Genomic DNA, 14,152 nt, shown 5'->3' on the forward strand with positions numbered 1-14,152 from the left:
GTTCATTTAAAGTTTTTATGTCTGACGCACCCTACGCTGTCACAAACAGAAAAAAACCAGGGAATAGAACCCTGGTCTAGTAAACAAATCATACCTTTAGTTGTGCCGAATTTACTCAGCGGATGCTTCTTCTGTTCCGCCTTGAGCACGCAGAACGCTAACAACTACTTGGTCAGGATCTCCAACTACTTTAACGCCTGCGGGTAAAGGTATTTCGCGGATATGCAGCGCATTTCCCACATCTAAAGTAGAAACATCAATTTCAATGGCATCAGGAATGCTCTCAGGAGGACATTGTACTGTCACTGCTGTCATTACAAGATCTAACATTCCACCATTTACTTTTACACCAACTGCTTCACCCAAAAAATGCAGAGGTACTTCTACTTCTAAACTCTTTTGTGACGCTACAGCAAAAAAGCTCAGGTGATAGATGAATCCTTTTGCGGGATGAGTTTGGACTTCCCGCAACAGAGTTTTGCCACTCCAAGACGCATCAGGGATGTTCACATTAATCAGCGTGTTATTCAGAGAAGCTTTTTTGACTAATGTTTCAGCAGCTTTGGCGTTCAGGGTCAAAGCAAGTGATTCTGTACCATTGTGACCGTATAAAACGGCGGGAATTAAACCGTTGCGACGCAGAGTATTAGGTTTAGATTCTGCGGTTCGCTTTTGACATTCAACTGTGAGTTCCATTTTCCGATTTTGGTTCCTTAGTATTCAAATAGTATCAAATCTTCAGGATCATTCTCGCTGAAGATACTGATATTTTTCGTTTTCCACACACTTCCGCAACTCTTGAAGTTTTTCCAGACGGTAAGTCAAAGTTTGCTCTTCTTGCTTTGAGGGAGAATCGCCAAGTTCATGATGCTTTTTTTTTTCTTCATCAACTATAGCATTTTGGAAAAAATCTTTTAACTTTTGGCGATTAACTTTATCTAAATCAACGAGTTTTAGCTCTACCTCCTCTCCCTCTATCACCATTTTCTTGGCAACAGTTTCTCCTATTGTGGAAAATTCTGATTTGGCTAACCACTTAAAAATTTCTTCGGAAACTTCTACACTGTAAGGTTCTTCTCCATTCTTTTCATAAAAGCTGATGTCCAACATTATTAACCCTCCTCCTGAGCCTCAGACTCCATAAACTCTTTCTCTGGTATATTCTCAGCCCAAGCTATGTTTGCTTCATCAAATAGCTTTTTAGCGTCTGGAGATATTTTGCCCGTAGTTAAAACGCCAATAACACTACCTTTGGCAATAAGTTTTTTTGCTTCACCAGGATAGATATTCTTTTTTGTTTTGATTTCAATATAAGCCATATCCTTAATATTTAAGAGTTATATTTTATTTGAATTTGTTTAATTATTGCTTGAACTCGTGGTGCATCCTTTTCATTAATTATTAGTATATCACCACTGGAATCATTTCCCGTAGTTCTTTTAGCGAGTATGCCTTCTTCTTTTAACTTGTCAATGACCCAGCCTATCATTTTTTTATGTACCTTCAACTTGTACATCATTCTGTCTTCATCAGTTTCCCAATCTTTAGTCATTCAAGTACTCCTTATAAGTTTGTGAGAGGTGAGCGCGGGTTGAAAATCCTTCTTCAAAAAGGTTTATCAGCCTATTTTTTACCGAAACATTATCATTACAAACCACATCTACCATCAAAACTTTATAAAAACCTTTAATGTCTCCAGTGGTAAGTTCACGAGCTTTATAAATCTCGTATAACTTATTTAATTCTTCTTCTTGAGGATTGTATTTTAGAGGTTGATTGAGGTATTCTAAATAAAATTTAAATTCATTCCAAGACAATTTAGCATCAACAAAATGCTTTAAAGAAAATCTACGAACAACCGCTGTATCTACAAGCTCAGGAACATTAGTAATACCAAAAACTAATAGATGATTAGTTGTAGATGGATGAAGTTTGTCAAGCTCTAGCATCAGTGTAGTCATTGCTCGTCGCACACCGTCATGCTCTTGGGCGCGACTACGACTCATACAAAACGCATCGAGTTCATCCAATAACAAAAATACAGATGATTCATCATCAGAACAAATATTTTTTAAATCTTGAAATATCTGTTCCAAATTACGTGAAGATTGTCCTAAAGCCGGGTCTAGCATTCTGCCTACATCAACTGTATAAAAATTGATTTCATTAGTAACCTCTCGCTTTATTTGATCGAAAAGTAAGTAGCAAAGACTAGTTTTACCTGTATTTGGTGGCCCGTAGAGTAGAACGGATGGTGCCAGATCGTAAAGGCTGAAACCCTCTATTGTAGCTCCATCAGCAGTTAATACAGTTTTACAGAAACGAAAAAGATATTTCTGCAATTCTTCTAACCCAAAAAGCTTTTGATGAGCTATTCTGCGCTTAATTTCAGCGTGTGTTATTTGCAATAGACCGCTTGAGCCTTGAATGATAATGCTCATGGTTAATTACCCAAGAAACTAAGCCTTTTTACTCGTTGACACCATCCTCTACTCTTATTTTAAGAGCATCATTAACACTTCAGGCGTTCACAGGTCTGCCGTCAGGATGCAATAATCCTCTTTTTGGGCCGTGAATGGGATCTTCCACGATGATAGTTTGGTCGCGACTTGCGCCTAAAGAGACGATCGCAATTGGCACTTTCATCAATTCAGCCAAGAATTTCAGATAGTCCAATGCTTGAAGTGGTAAGTCTTCTAGGGTGCGACAGTTTGCCGTTGACTTTTTCCAACCTGGTAAAGTTTTATAGATTGGGCGACAATTGGCAAACAGACGGGAACTGCTAGGAAAATCCTCGCAGCGTTGACCGTCAATTTCGTAAGCAACACAAACTTTAATTTCGTCGAGTTCGTCGAGAACGTCGAGTTTGGTAATAGCCAGACAGTCAATGCCATTGATCCGCACCGCATAGCGACCAATCACAGCATCAAACCAACCACAACGGCGTTTTCGTCCTGTAGTTGTGCCGAATTCCGCACCGCGATCGCACAGCAACTCTCCTAGTGTACCGCCTAATTCGGTGGGAAATGGCCCTTCACCGACTCTGGTGGTGTAAGCTTTGGCTACGCCGATGACGCGATCGATCATCGTTGGCCCAACACCCGCCCCCACACAAGCCCCACCAGCCACCGGATTAGAAGAGGTAACGTAAGGATAAGTACCGTGATCCAAATCTAAAAGCGTCCCTTGCGCCCCTTCAAATAGGATATTGCGCTTCCGCTGTACCGCATCGTAAATTTTTAAAGAGCAATCGACTACATGAGGTCGCAAACGCTCCGCATAGCCTAAATACTCTTCTATTACCGCTTCCGGGTCAAGAGGCGGCAAATTGTATAGTTTTTCCAGAATGACGTTTTTGTAAGTAATTGTCCAATCCAACTGTTTCCGCAGTGCTTTTGGCTCCATCAAGTCTAAAATACGGATACCAGTTCGCTCGGATTTATCGGCGTAAGTAGGGCCAATACCCCGACCTGTAGTACCAATTTTGTGTTCTCCGCGCCGTTCTTCCGATGCTTTGTCAATCATGCGATGATAAGGCATCGTGACGTGCGCCGTCTGAGAGATCATTAAATTTTCGGTGGAGACGTTCAGTTCTTTTAACTGATCCAACTCTCCAATCAACACTTTAGGGTCGATGACTGTGCCAGAACCGATAATGCACTGAGTTTCTGGATACAATATGCCAGAAGGAATCAGATGCAGCTTAAAGGTTTGTCCCTGAACTACAACGGTGTGTCCAGCGTTGACACCCCCTTGATAACGTACTACTACATCTGCTGATTTACTTAGTAAATCTGTTATTTTGCCCTTTCCTTCATCGCCCCATTGGGCTCCAATTACAATAACGTTAGCCAAAGGTTTATTAAAATTGCTAAAGTTTCCACAAACTTTTATTATTACCAGAAATGGGGACTGTTGTCAAGGTTAATAATCGAACAGCACAGTTTAGATAGAGGGTAAGCTAATAAATAGTATCGAAAATATTACCAAAAAAGCTAAAATCATATTTTCAAAAAAAAGTTTGTAATGGATGCTTTAACTCAAGAACTTGATATGAAACTGCGTCAATGGCAACCTGATATTGCCCAGCAAGTGCGGCTATACATTAAGGAGGTTATTGAATTAGCTGATGAAGGTGGGTTGGATTTAGTGCGATCGAAAATTGTAGAACAAGAAGTGTTAGATTTAATTGATGAATCCGAAACCTGGTGAAGTGTGGCTGGTTAATTTAGGGCTTGTAGCAAAGCAACGCCCTGTTGTGATCGTATCCCGCTTCGATCATATTTAGGAGTATTCACCACTCTTGACTCTAAATTTTAGCCCATTTTATTAACAATTCATTTAGAATACTACCATCTTTAATGTAATCTAGAAAAAACTTTCTTTCTTCAACAGGGAGCAACTTAGTCGCAATAATGAATGCTCGTTTATTCCAAGTGTCTAGCCCTTGGTAATTCTCCTTCAACTCTCTGATCCAGTCTCCCATCTCTAGAGTATAAGCACTCAACAAAATTTCTCTTCTTAGATTTGGAGGTGATGAATGATAAGTGGATATTAAGCTTCCAGTATTGTTTAGCAAAGAGTTACGACTAAATAAACTTAGTAGTGCTACTTGGAAATATTCATTAGATCTGACGAGATCGTTATTTAAAATATCAATAACTTTGCTCCCTAAAACTTTCCAATCTCCTGTATAGTTATGGTTTACTGATACCAAGTAATGGCAAATATCGCTAATACTTGGAGTCAATACATCAATATTATTTATACAAAAGTCTACTGCTGATGGAACTCGTACCTGAGATAAACGACGGAGGAACCATCTAAGGCGTGTAAAATTTGGCTCTTTCTCCTTAAGATAATCTGACAAGATCGCTTCTACGCGGCTTTGCTCAAATACTTTAGTTTCATCTATTGAAAGTGCTTGTAAGCTGATAAAAGAATAAGGATTTCGACTTGAAAGAGAGCGAATAACTGTCAATATATCTTCTTCAAAATCATTGATTGGTCTATCTTGAAGCATACTTCGACAATGAATTTTAAATTCTTCTATTTCACGATAAATTTTTGTTTTTTGTTTTTGCAATATTAATCTTTGCTGTTTATCAAGTATCTCAGCCATTTGGTAAACAATTATCTTTGCTTGCTTATAATCGTTGCAGAAAATAACAATATCATCAACATATCTACAATAATCTAGTTCCTTAATAGAAAGACTATTATCCACAGGAATAAGCGACATTTCACCTAACAAGTGGGTTGAATGTGGCCCTACTGGTATACCTCTTGATACTTTGGCAGTTACATTTTCTAGAAGACCCATAATCCATTTTTTGATTTGGTTTGGGAATCCAGACTGGATCAATTGATTTTCAATATTATGATGATAAATTTGATTATAAAAATCTGCAATATCAAGATAAACTGCACATTTATAAAGCGATGATTTTTCGTAACATTTATGCCAAAATTCTAGCCAGGAAACATTTGGTTCATATAGGCTCCAGTCTCCTTGTGGTGCAAAACGATAACCAAAAACTTTGTTATTAACAATAGGAACACGGCGAGCTTCTATCTGGTGTCCGTATTGATGAAGTATGGCAGTTAAGATAATATTATCTAAAGGATCTATCTGAGTAGCTGTTCTGTAAGATAATTCATCTTTAGGAACAATGAATCTTCTTGATGCTCCATATTGATAATTTCCTAAGTCAATGTCTTTTAGCTTATTAACAGTATCATTCTCTATTTCATGCAATACATCAAATTCTATAAGTTTTGGAAACAAGTCTGTGTCACCATACTTCACCAAATGATTAAGTGACCATCTGAGCGATTGTTCATCAAGTTTCACTATACAATTCCTTGGTTAGCTATTTTTATAGTCTTAGTATATCTTCTGGTGAAAAGTAGTACTTAGTATTACGTACTAAGCCGATCGCTAAGTTCACCGTAACACTAAACTAAGCATTTTAGCTAAATAAATACCCCAACGCTAAAAATAGAAAACGATCGCGTAATGAAGAATTACTCGATAAATCATAATGTGAGGTTTTTTCAAAGACTACCAACTACCTAACGATCGTTTTCGCCTGTTGAATCCACCCAGAAACTTCCTCAACAGGGGGACAAAGGTCACGACGCTGCATGGTGGAAACTTGTAATTTCAAGATTTGTTGATGTACTTTGTGGGCGGAACTTTGGGCTAGTTGGTTGACTGAGGCGATGCCAGCGTGTAAAAGTAAGCCGCAGTATTGGCAACCGACGCTGGGAATCCGGGCTAAATCTGCTAATGCTACCCATTTTTGGATGTGATGCAGGGGTTTCTGTAATTGATTGGCTAAGGCTAATTTCTTTTCTGAGGTATTTGCTTTTACCAACAATTGCACAGTAGTATTGATGCCACATTCCGAGAGTTGGGCGCAGTCTTGGGCACTTAATCCGGGTAGTTGTACAATTGACCAATCACTAAACTTGATGTTGTTTTGGGCAGCATCGGGTTGAGGAGTCATTCTTTTGTCCTACTCTCAAACTTAACTCTTTTGTTATTCTGACAAAGAGATATGCTCCCGGAGGGTTAGTTCAGATAATGCAACTCACGATCGAAAGGCCAGCGGAGTCAATTAACAATTTTCCTTTTATGCTGACACAAACAGCTTCTTTGGCGGAGACTAATGGCAGCCGGGTTTCTCTTGCTGATACTCTCCGCAAAAGACGGCAAAAACTCTTTAAAATGATTAAGTTTCCGGTCGTCCTCTGGTCAGGGGTTCGCAGTTCTCGGAATTTTCCGGGAAATAAGTTACCTTTTCGCGCCAGCAGTCATTTTCTTTACTTTGCTGGCATACCCCTGGAAAATGTAGCGATTCGCATGGAACCACCAGGGACGCTGGAATTGTACATGGATGAACCCAGTTTAGATGATGAACTGTGGCATGGGAAAAGCTTACTCAGGGAAGAAGTTGCGGAACTGATTGGGGCAAATATTGCTTTCCCGATGTCTGAATTGTGGTCGAGGGCATACAGTAGCGCTACGATTCCGGTTCAGGATGTTTACCTGCAACAGCAACAGTCAAATATGCTGCGTCGTTGGCTGTTTTCGGCAAGTTCCTTAAGTTGGATTGATTGGGAATTAGCTTATGCGATCGTCCAACTACGCCTTTGTCATGATGCTGGGGCTTTGGCTGAGTTACGCAAGGCTGCTGCTTGTACGGTACAGGCGCATCGCGCAGGAATGGCGGCGACTCGTCACGCTAAGTTTGAGGCCCAAGTACGGGCGGCGATGGAAAATGTGATTTTAGCCCAGCAGATGACTTGTGCTTACAACAGCATTGTCACGGTTCATGGGGAAGTGCTGCACAACGAACAGCATTACCGGGCGATAAATCCGGGGGATTTGTTGCTGGCGGATGTGGGTGCGGAAACGGCGCTGGGGTGGGCTTCTGATGTGACTCGCACTTGGCCTGTTTCTGGTAAGTTTTCCCCGACGCAACGTGATATTTATGAGGTGGTACGATCGGCCCATGATGCTTGTATCGCTAAAGTTGCGCCGGGAGTGGAATACAAGGATATTCATCTTCAGGCAGCGAAAACTCTCACTTACGGGTTGGTACAATTGGGCATCTTAAAAGGTGATGTGGAAGAGTTGGTAGAAAATGATGTTCATGCGGCATTTTTCCCTCATGGAATTGGGCATTTAATTGGTTTAGATGTTCATGATATGGAGGATTTGGGCGATTTGGCGGGGTATGAGTTGGGGCGAAAGAGAAGCGATCGCTTTGGCTTAAAATTCCTCCGTTTGGATCGTCCTTTGCAAGCGGGAATGTTGGTAAGTATTGAACCAGGTTTCTATCAAGTTCCTTCCCTTTTGAATTATCCCGATCGCAGAGAAACTTTCCAAGAGTTTGTGGATTGGGATCGCTTGGCGCAATTCTCTGATGTGCGGGGAATTCGCATTGAAAACGATGTGTTAGTTACGGATTCTGGTTATGAGGTAATTACTGGTGAATTGCCGACTCATCCAGATGCGATCGAACATCTTGTTAATAGCTAAATCAATTTTAGATTTTGGATTTTGGATTTTCAGAGTTTCATCAAAAATCTAAAATCGAAAATCTAAAATTGTTGCTAAGAGTGATTGCGATCGTTTATTTAATTCACTTAGAGCAACAAGCTAAATATGAAAAAACTCCTCATCATCACCATTGCTATTACCTTAAATACCTCTGTTCTTCCTAGTTATGCTCAAAAAGAACCATCAACCAGCAATAACGAACAAAGTCAAGAAGAATTGTTAGCCTGTACTGCCAGGAAAAACGATAAAAATCCGCGTTTAGGTGGTTGGCAACAACTGATTGGCAGACAGCGGGCGGAAGCAGAAAGAAGCGCTTATGAAACAGGTGGTTTGTTTACTACTGTTTCTCCTACACAAGCTACTATTGTGACAAAAATCGGAGAAATTATCAATATAAGTTTTGGTCAGCAAGATCAAATTATTATCGGAGTTTGTCGCAGTCGTAAAGTAGAAAATTAAACTTAAGCGAAATCCCCGACTTTAATTCATGTTTTTAGTTCAGGAAAAACCTCAAAAATAAAGGCGAAATCATTAGAGAAGTGCTATACTGGTGTATTAATTTCATGTGCCACTCCCACTACTAAGCTACCTAAAGGTGCCATTTTTTCGGATTCTACAAGTACAAGCTTTTTCTGAGTTACTTTTAAGTTTTCCAAAGCTTGAGAAAGTTCTTGGGTACGTTCTATTACTTTTTGTTCTAAAGTGCTATACAGAATAGCATTTTCTAAAGAGATAGCAGCTTGGGAAGAGAGTAGTTGGAGGACTTCTAAGCGATCGATTGCTCAGTAATGCGATAGCCAGGGATCTTAATGTTGATATCGATCGCTTCAGTATCCATAACTTAACTCATTAACTATTCACATTCATTATTCCCAAAGAAAGAAGACAAAACACCATCTACTATTATTCTTTAATATTTGCAACTCCTGCGTTATCTTTTGAATGCCGTGTCCCTACAATTTCCCGCAAAAAGGCAAGGTTTTTGCACTAAAAGGATGATTAATCCAAAAATACTGTAAATCCTTATTTAATTAACTTCCTTGTCACCTTGTCCCCAGTCCCCAGTCCCCTTAATGTACGACTGGTGCGGAAACAATGCCTAGATCTTCTAAATATTTAGCTACTCGGAAAACCAAAGCTTCTTTGTAAGGTGCGCCGATAATTTGTACGCCCAAAGGTAAGTCGCCGGGACGTTGTACTGGTACAGAAATTATTGGTAAACCGACAAAAGATAGAGGTTGAGTAAATAATCCTAAATTAGGACGAACTAGCATTTCTTGCCCAGCAATTACCATTTTTTCTTGTCCAATTATGGGGGCGGCGCAAGGTGTTGTTGGGGCAATAATTATATCTACATTGGTGAAAATTTCTCTGAGACGATCGCGATACCAACGCCGAAATCTTTGGGCTTGAATGTACCAATTTGCAGGAATTAATGCCCCGGCAATAAAGCGATCGCGTGTGGCAATATCAAAATCTTGAGGGCGTGATTTGATGTTTTTTAAATGTAAATTTGCCCCTTCACTGGCAGTAATAATAAATGCCGCTGCCCTTGCCCGATGTGGTTCGGGAATAGTGACTATTTCCGTAGTATTTAAAGCTAAAGCAACTTTGGCAACAGCTGCTAATACTTCAGGTTCGGCATTTTCGGCAAAATACTCGCCTGCAATGGCAATTTTTAAACCTTCAATTCCTTGATTTAATTGTGGTAAACAAGGTTCGGGTGGTTTTTTAGTGCAAACTGGATCGCTGGGGTCTTCACCTTGCAAAACGTCAAAAATGGCAGCAAGATCTCTGACAGATCGCGCAAAATGGCCTACGTGATCGAAGCTGGCAGCGAATAAGAACGCACCAGAGCGAGATAAACGACCGTAAGTAGGCTTTAACCCGAAAATTCCGCAAAAAGCGGCGGGTACTCTAATCGATCCGTTGGTATCGGAACCTAAAGTAAAGGGTACAAGTCCAGCGGCGACAGCAGCAGCGGAACCACCAGAAGAACCGCCTGCAATGCGATCGAGATTATGCGGATTTCGAGTTGGCCCATAGTGGCTATTTTCGGTCACAAAACCGTAGGCATACTCGTCCATATTTAACGCGCCAACGAGGATTGCACCTGCTTTTTTCAACCTAGCAACTGCGGTAGCATCACGAGTAGCTGGGGGATTTTCGGCGTTAATTTTTGCCCCAGCTAAAGTTGTAATTCCAGCAATATCAAACAGGTCTTTAACTGCGAAAGGAACTCCTGCTAAAATACCAGGATCGTTACCTTCACTAATCGCTCGATCGATTTTTTCTGCATCTGCCAAAGCGTTTTCTGCTATGACCTTAGTAAAGCAATTATACTTGTAATTTTGGTCAGCAATTCGGGCTAATGATGCTGCGACAATTGATTTGGCAGAAACTTCTTTTTGTTTAACTACTTCAGCGATTTGAGTAGCATCAGGAAAACCGTAAGCCATGCGATTTTAGGTTTTAGATTGTGGATTGATTGTACAAAAATTGCTTTTATTATGGTTCAAATATCGGTGCAGTTTCGAGATTTTCTGGTAAGGGAAACTCTGTGACTAATTTGGCGATCGCCATAATTCGCTCGAAGTTTTGAATTACACCTGGACGATGTTCGGGGGCGATCGGTAAATCTACTAATTTAGATATTGTATCAACATACTCAGTTGGAGTGGGTACTGTTTCTGCCATAACGCTACTTTTGCAGTTAGTTTTAATTTTTATATTTTAACAGCAAATCAGGCAAATCAATTAAATGATCATTTTACTTTGCCTTTATTCCGGTCTTAGCAAAATTATTAAGTATTGTTTGCTTAGAAAACATTTAGGCCGATCGCAAATTTGTTATATTTTCTGAAAAATATATCTACTTCCTCTTTTACCTCTAAAAGAGTAATATAGACATAGATTATACTGAACCTAGATCAGGAGAATTTTGTGAGTAAACCAATTTTTGAGTTAGTTGATGATCTACCAACCGATAACTTAACTGTTTCCCTGTTAAATTCTCTCGATTTTGTTGTTCCTGGGCAGTGGCAAAATATCGTTGGTTTTGTAAACACAATTAAAACCGTCACAGGCGAAACTGACGAAAGCTTAATTCAGCGAATTGGTGATAAAGCGGTTTATCTTTACAACGACAAATCCCAAGGATATCAAACGGCTATGTGGCTCTATCAAACCGTTGGCACTACTGATAAAGCCCTTGGTACAGCAGCTTTAGCTAACAAAGTAGGCGAAAAAGTTTCCCTGTTAGGTTTTCTAAACCGCGTTACCCCCAAACCTGACAAAGCTCAAGCTATTGACTTAACCCTGAAATTAGTAACTGAATTAGTTGCTTTTTGTCAACTTAACGGTATTCCCAGTGATTGTATTGGCGATTTTGTTGGTTCCTTAGGTGAGTATAGTGGGGAATCACTCATCCGTATGGTGGCTTTAGTTTGTTTTGATGGTTTGCTACCTCTTGGCCCACATTTTACTAAAAAAGTTTCATCATTGATTAGTCAGATAAGCCCGCAGGAGTTAGAAAAAAACTCTACTTACCAAAGTATCCAAGATGTAATTCCCGGTAATGATAGTAGGAGCAAATTAAACTTCATTGGTGAAAGCTTTGATTCAGTGTCAGGTTGGATGTCAAGCGTTGTCGCGGTTAATAATTTAACACCAGAAAATGTGGTATATCATTTGCAAAATTATATGGACATTGCTGATGACAGATTAGATTATGTAGCGGCGTTCCTTGATGTGTCCACTAATTACTATGAACACACAGGAACACAAACTATAGCAAGACGTTTGATTGAACGGGCTGTAGCGGAAATTTAAGTCTTACCTGGCTACGATTCTCAATACTGCTTGGTTAAGGGTAAGGAAAAAATCTTTAACTGAGCAGTATGAAAAACTCTGCCTTGGCGGTTGAAACCGCTTCTACACAAACGAAGTCTGCCTTCGCAGACTAGAGGAAAACAATTAAGAAAAGAACTAAAATAAGATTTGATGCTATAAGGAATCATTAAAAATCAGCGGAGTATTTGCGAGTGAAAATCGGAGTATTTTTAAGCAATTTAGGCAAAACAACAGTTTATTATCCAAAATTAACAAAAGTAACTGGTAGCGTGACATCTTGTGTATTTTTCTGTCAGCTTTTACAATGGCGATCGCAATTAAGTAATCCTTACGATTGGGTAAGAATTAGTGTGGCAGAAATAGAGCAAGAAACTGGGTTAAATCGAAAGGAACAGGAGTTAGCAAGAAGAGAATTAATTGAAAGGTCGTTGCTGAAAGAAAGATTAGTCGATCGCCAAAGTAACGCTTTAGAGTTTTGGTTGAATGTAGAAGCTTTTGAAGAAAAGTTAAATGAGCTTTTACATGAATTAAAGAACAATTATGTTGATAATAACTCTGGAGAAAATGTTAGCGATCGCTTGGAAGTAATTCAACCGAATCCTGCGAGTAAAAATGAGCAAACTGTACCTTGGCAACGTTCGCCAATTGCTGTTAAAGTTACACCTAATTACCAATTTAATGGCCCTTGGAAAACTCCCGAACAATTTGCCGAGTTTCAAAAAGCTTTATTGGAATATGCCAAAGAAAAAGGTCTTTACAATCCGGCGGAATGGGTTTTTAAAACAATTGATGGCATAACTAAAGGTATAGTTTCACCTTTTTGGGATGAATTTGTCCAGGGAATTCGGTTAGGAGAAAGTCAAAAAGTCAAGCGAGATTGGGAAATTGAACCAGGAATAGCTTATCCGGCATTTGAAGAAGAACGCATCCAATATTATGTGCAGAAAGGCGAACCTTTAGAAGTTGCTGTATCTCAAGCACGTTCTGATTTGCGAAATCCGGTATTAGGAAAAGATTTGTGGGAGGGTTTTTTGAGGAAATGCGATCGGATAGCTGATGAAGCAATTAAAGCCAAAAAATCTGGAATAAAAACACCTTATTTACCTCCATCTTTTATGGATAAACCTGCTATTACCAAAGAAAGCGTGATGAGTAAATTAGCAGCATTATCACCACAATTCTCTTTAAATTCTTCTAGTTACCAAACAATTACCGAACTTAATGCAAATGGTGAAAATGGAGAAGATAAAAACCAAAGCCTTAGTAATGAACCTCCTAGAATAGAAACTTTACAAGCAGCTTATAAAACTCCAATGGGTCGAACTTTAGTCGAAAAGCAAATTGCCGAACATCCAGAATGGGGTTATGCCATTGTTGATGGAGAAGTAGTAGATATCACTCCTTTTTGAGCTAGAAATATGAAAAAAATTGATAGAATTGACGGGTTTAGTTTAGGAAGAAAACCTCTTTCGCGTAGAGAAAGAGAGAATCTGCGCCGAGAAAGATGGCAAAAACAAAAGGAAGAAGGATATCAATTATTGGCAGAATTATGTCGCTTGGGTGAGTATGACGCAGCGAGAAATTTGGCAAATAAAAATCCAAGTTGGGGTTATGAAATAGTTGACGGGGAAGTGATGGAAAAGGAATAAATACAGCCCTCCCACTGTAGAGACATTGCATACAACGTCTCTACAGCATGGGTAATCAAGCGGACATGATATAACTTAAACAAACTCGAATTCTAATTGATGACTTTGGGAAAAGTTATGAGTGAAATGATCGACTACATTTGTATCAGCAAGTTCTAAATTATAAAAGTCTACAAAATCATGGTCAAAAAATGGTCCAGCGTGCCAAGTTCCAGCTTCTAATTTAATGAAACAATTTCCGGGAATGTGAAAAGCGGCAATTTGTTCGATCGCTGGTCGATCGGTGTTATTATTAGGAGGAGCTACGGCAATTAACCAATCTTTTCCTGCTAAAGAACCAAGACATTGAGTGCATTGAACATGACGAGTAATTTTATGAAATTTGCGTCCTCTGTGAGTTAGGTGCATAATATAAAATCGAGGAATACCGTTCTGTAAATTTAACTGTGCGTCCTCTGCATCAAAACCTTTGCCATCTTGACTGGGAAAAATTACTTGTCCAAAAGGGCGAAAATTTTTTACAGTGATTGATTGTGCAGGAATTTGTTTTAATAATAGTGATTGATTCATTGTTTTAGCT

At 39.5% G+C, this 14,152-nt stretch carries 17 protein-coding genes and 2 pseudogenes; 7 read left to right on the plus strand and 12 right to left on the minus strand.

Annotated features, from left to right (window positions below):
- Positions 1 to 111: 111 nt before the first annotated feature.
- The 6 genes from ACE1CA_RS09850 to ACE1CA_RS09875 all read right to left on the minus strand — a co-directional run bounded on the left by ACE1CA_RS09850 (position 112) and on the right by ACE1CA_RS09875 (position 3,855).
- The gene (locus ACE1CA_RS09850; protein ID WP_413276362.1) at positions 112 to 696 is read right to left on the minus strand and encodes a 50S ribosomal protein L25/general stress protein Ctc; all 585 of its coding nucleotides are present in this window, start codon (positions 694 to 696) and stop codon (positions 112 to 114) included.
- Between the two features lie 48 nt (positions 697 to 744).
- Positions 745 to 1,110, minus strand: a complete 366-nt coding sequence (locus tag ACE1CA_RS09855) for a hypothetical protein (RefSeq protein WP_413276363.1) — start codon at positions 1,108 to 1,110, stop codon at positions 745 to 747.
- 2 nt (positions 1,111 to 1,112) lie between these two features.
- Positions 1,113 to 1,319, minus strand: a complete 207-nt coding sequence (locus ACE1CA_RS09860) for a hypothetical protein (RefSeq protein ID WP_413276364.1) — start codon at positions 1,317 to 1,319, stop codon at positions 1,113 to 1,115.
- 11 nt (positions 1,320 to 1,330) lie between these two features.
- Positions 1,331 to 1,552 carry a hypothetical protein gene (locus ACE1CA_RS09865; RefSeq protein ID WP_413276365.1) on the minus strand — a complete coding sequence of 74 codons (222 nt, stop codon included), beginning with the start codon at positions 1,550 to 1,552 and terminating at the stop codon, positions 1,331 to 1,333.
- Positions 1,545 to 2,441 carry an AAA family ATPase gene (locus ACE1CA_RS09870; RefSeq protein ID WP_413276366.1) on the minus strand — a complete coding sequence of 299 codons (897 nt, stop codon included), beginning with the start codon at positions 2,439 to 2,441 and terminating at the stop codon, positions 1,545 to 1,547. Before ACE1CA_RS09870 ends, ACE1CA_RS09865 begins: the two co-directional genes overlap by 8 nt.
- Before the next feature lie 79 nt (positions 2,442 to 2,520).
- Entirely contained in the window at positions 2,521 to 3,855 is a 1,335-nt protein-coding gene (locus ACE1CA_RS09875; RefSeq protein ID WP_413276367.1) for an adenylosuccinate synthase, read from the minus strand.
- A 171-nt stretch (positions 3,856 to 4,026) separates the two neighbouring features.
- On the opposite strand from ACE1CA_RS09875, the gene ACE1CA_RS09880 reads away from it, so the two are divergent.
- Together ACE1CA_RS09880 and ACE1CA_RS09885 are read left to right on the plus strand one after the other, a co-directional pair.
- A complete protein-coding gene (locus ACE1CA_RS09880; RefSeq protein ID WP_413276368.1) occupies positions 4,027 to 4,212 on the plus strand; it encodes a hypothetical protein in 186 nt (61 codons plus the stop codon).
- Positions 4,193 to 4,279, plus strand: a pseudogene (locus ACE1CA_RS09885) (type II toxin-antitoxin system PemK/MazF family toxin); the annotation flags it as partial. The gene ACE1CA_RS09880 and the pseudogene ACE1CA_RS09885, both read left to right, overlap by 20 nt.
- Positions 4,280 to 4,309: 30 nt before the next feature.
- Here ACE1CA_RS09885 and ACE1CA_RS09890 read toward each other — a convergent pair.
- Together ACE1CA_RS09890 and ACE1CA_RS09895 are read right to left on the minus strand one after the other, a co-directional pair.
- A complete protein-coding gene (locus tag ACE1CA_RS09890) occupies positions 4,310 to 5,854 on the minus strand; it encodes an RNA-directed DNA polymerase (protein WP_413276369.1) in 1,545 nt (514 codons plus the stop codon).
- Between the two features lie 217 nt (positions 5,855 to 6,071).
- A complete protein-coding gene (locus tag ACE1CA_RS09895; protein WP_413276370.1) occupies positions 6,072 to 6,512 on the minus strand; it encodes a DUF4332 domain-containing protein in 441 nt (146 codons plus the stop codon).
- Between the two features lie 128 nt (positions 6,513 to 6,640).
- Between ACE1CA_RS09895 and ACE1CA_RS09900 the strand changes: the two genes are divergently transcribed.
- Together ACE1CA_RS09900 and ACE1CA_RS09905 are read left to right on the plus strand one after the other, a co-directional pair.
- Entirely contained in the window at positions 6,641 to 8,050 is a 1,410-nt protein-coding gene (locus tag ACE1CA_RS09900; protein WP_413276371.1) for an aminopeptidase P family protein, read from the plus strand.
- 126 nt (positions 8,051 to 8,176) lie between these two features.
- Complete coding sequence (locus ACE1CA_RS09905) at positions 8,177 to 8,530, plus strand: hypothetical protein (RefSeq protein ID WP_413276372.1); 354 nt, start codon at positions 8,177 to 8,179, stop codon at positions 8,528 to 8,530.
- Positions 8,531 to 8,616: 86 nt separating this feature from the next.
- Here the strand turns inward: ACE1CA_RS09905 and ACE1CA_RS09910 are convergent.
- The 3 genes and pseudogenes from ACE1CA_RS09910 to ACE1CA_RS09920 form a co-directional block, all read right to left on the minus strand.
- Positions 8,617 to 8,847 (minus strand): annotated as a pseudogene (locus tag ACE1CA_RS09910) (hypothetical protein); the annotation flags it as partial.
- Positions 8,848 to 9,141: 294 nt separating this feature from the next.
- Positions 9,142 to 10,530 (minus strand): AtzE family amidohydrolase, encoded by a 1,389-nt coding sequence (locus tag ACE1CA_RS09915; RefSeq protein ID WP_413276373.1) that lies wholly within the window; start codon positions 10,528 to 10,530, stop codon positions 9,142 to 9,144.
- Positions 10,531 to 10,579: 49 nt separating this feature from the next.
- Entirely contained in the window at positions 10,580 to 10,768 is a 189-nt protein-coding gene (locus ACE1CA_RS09920; RefSeq protein ID WP_413276374.1) for a DUF4089 domain-containing protein, read from the minus strand.
- A 246-nt stretch (positions 10,769 to 11,014) separates the two neighbouring features.
- Here ACE1CA_RS09920 and ACE1CA_RS09925 point away from each other — a divergent pair, with 246 nt between their 5' ends.
- From ACE1CA_RS09925 to ACE1CA_RS09935, 3 genes are all read left to right on the plus strand, one after another.
- Positions 11,015 to 11,902, plus strand: a complete 888-nt coding sequence (locus tag ACE1CA_RS09925) for a hypothetical protein (protein ID WP_413276375.1) — start codon at positions 11,015 to 11,017, stop codon at positions 11,900 to 11,902.
- A gap of 212 nt (positions 11,903 to 12,114) precedes the next feature.
- Positions 12,115 to 13,332 (plus strand): hypothetical protein, encoded by a 1,218-nt coding sequence (locus ACE1CA_RS09930; RefSeq protein WP_413276376.1) that lies wholly within the window; start codon positions 12,115 to 12,117, stop codon positions 13,330 to 13,332.
- Positions 13,333 to 13,341: 9 nt separating this feature from the next.
- Positions 13,342 to 13,572, plus strand: coding sequence for a hypothetical protein (locus ACE1CA_RS09935; protein ID WP_413276377.1), 231 nt, complete (start codon positions 13,342 to 13,344; stop codon positions 13,570 to 13,572).
- A 75-nt stretch (positions 13,573 to 13,647) separates the two neighbouring features.
- On the opposite strand, the gene ACE1CA_RS09940 is transcribed toward ACE1CA_RS09935, so the two are convergent.
- Entirely contained in the window at positions 13,648 to 14,142 is a 495-nt protein-coding gene (locus ACE1CA_RS09940) for an ureidoglycolate lyase (RefSeq protein ID WP_413276378.1), read from the minus strand.
- Between the last annotated feature and the right edge of the window lie 10 nt (positions 14,143 to 14,152).

Source organism: Floridaenema evergladense BLCC-F167 (assembly GCF_041929205.2).
GTDB lineage: Bacteria > Cyanobacteriota > Cyanobacteriia > Cyanobacteriales > Aerosakkonemataceae > Floridanema > Floridanema evergladense.

Bases quoted from the DNA above. Each gene is read 5' to 3' on its own strand.
- ACE1CA_RS09850 (WP_413276362.1), bottom strand. From the start codon at position 696: ATGGAACTCACAGTTGAATGTCAAAAGCGAACCGCAGAATCTAAACCT.
- ACE1CA_RS09855 (WP_413276363.1), bottom strand. From the start codon at position 1,110: ATGTTGGACATCAGCTTTTATGAAAAGAATGGAGAAGAACCTTACAGT.
- ACE1CA_RS09860 (WP_413276364.1), bottom strand. From the start codon at position 1,319: ATGGCTTATATTGAAATCAAAACAAAAAAGAATATCTATCCTGGTGAA.
- ACE1CA_RS09865 (WP_413276365.1), bottom strand. From the start codon at position 1,552: ATGACTAAAGATTGGGAAACTGATGAAGACAGAATGATGTACAAGTTG.
- ACE1CA_RS09870 (WP_413276366.1), bottom strand. From the start codon at position 2,441: ATGAGCATTATCATTCAAGGCTCAAGCGGTCTATTGCAAATAACACAC.
- ACE1CA_RS09880 (WP_413276368.1), top strand. From the start codon at position 4,027: ATGGATGCTTTAACTCAAGAACTTGATATGAAACTGCGTCAATGGCAA.
- ACE1CA_RS09895 (WP_413276370.1), bottom strand. From the start codon at position 6,512: ATGACTCCTCAACCCGATGCTGCCCAAAACAACATCAAGTTTAGTGAT.
- ACE1CA_RS09900 (WP_413276371.1), top strand. From the start codon at position 6,641: ATGCTGACACAAACAGCTTCTTTGGCGGAGACTAATGGCAGCCGGGTT.
- ACE1CA_RS09905 (WP_413276372.1), top strand. From the start codon at position 8,177: ATGAAAAAACTCCTCATCATCACCATTGCTATTACCTTAAATACCTCT.
- ACE1CA_RS09915 (WP_413276373.1), bottom strand. From the start codon at position 10,530: ATGGCTTACGGTTTTCCTGATGCTACTCAAATCGCTGAAGTAGTTAAA.
- ACE1CA_RS09920 (WP_413276374.1), bottom strand. From the start codon at position 10,768: ATGGCAGAAACAGTACCCACTCCAACTGAGTATGTTGATACAATATCT.
- ACE1CA_RS09935 (WP_413276377.1), top strand. From the start codon at position 13,342: ATGAAAAAAATTGATAGAATTGACGGGTTTAGTTTAGGAAGAAAACCT.
- ACE1CA_RS09940 (WP_413276378.1), bottom strand. From the start codon at position 14,142: ATGAATCAATCACTATTATTAAAACAAATTCCTGCACAATCAATCACT.